Here is a 658-nt window from a genome sequence, read left to right as displayed (position 1 = left end):
ACTTCGCCCGCGCAGGTCATACCCTTACGCAAACCAGCATCGAAACCCTGGATCATGATTTTCCCAGTGCTGGCCTTGGCAAACTCATTCCGCATGGCATTTATGATGTGGCCCGGAATGAAGGTGCGATTCACCTCAATACCAGCCACGACACCAGCGAATTGTGTTGCGACAGCATCGCGCTGTGGTGGCAACGGCAGGGCCGCCACTGCTATTTCAATTCATTACGATTATTAGTCCTGTGCGATGGTGGCGGCAGTAATGCCTCGAATCGTCATGTTTTTAAAGAGGCGCTGCAAGCCTTGGCAGAGCGGTTGGGTTTGGAAATCCGCATCGCACACTATCCACCGTATTGCTCGAAACATAACCCGATTGAGCACCGATTGTTTCCTCATATCACTCGCGCTTGCCAAGGTGTGGTGTTTCATACGCTCGACATTGCTAAGCAGTTTATGGCGAAAGCCAAGACCACAACGGGATTAAATGTCACGGTCGACATTTTGACCGGTGTCTATGAAACAGGGAAGAAATGTGCCTCTGATTTTATCGAAAATAGTCGTATCGTGTTTGATGATTTTCTACCCCGTTGGAATTACCGTGCTTTACCTCAAGACAGGTGATTTCGGGAAGTTATTTTGGGCGGAATCCTAAGTGTATG

The 658-nt window shown here is 49.1% G+C and carries 1 protein-coding gene; it reads left to right on the top strand.

Annotated features, from left to right (window positions below; all coding sequences use genetic code 11):
• Positions 1-620: ISAzo13 family transposase (locus VZ94_RS21755; protein ID WP_045780851.1), on the top strand; the 620-nt coding region annotated here is incomplete at its 5' end.
• Positions 621-658 lie beyond the last annotated feature (38 nt).

Source organism: Methylocucumis oryzae (assembly GCF_000963695.1).
Taxonomy (GTDB): Bacteria; Pseudomonadota; Gammaproteobacteria; order Methylococcales; family Methylomonadaceae; genus Methylovulum; species Methylovulum oryzae.
The sequence above is the reverse complement of the archived record's forward strand: the minus strand, read 5'-3'. Positions and strand labels throughout refer to the sequence as shown.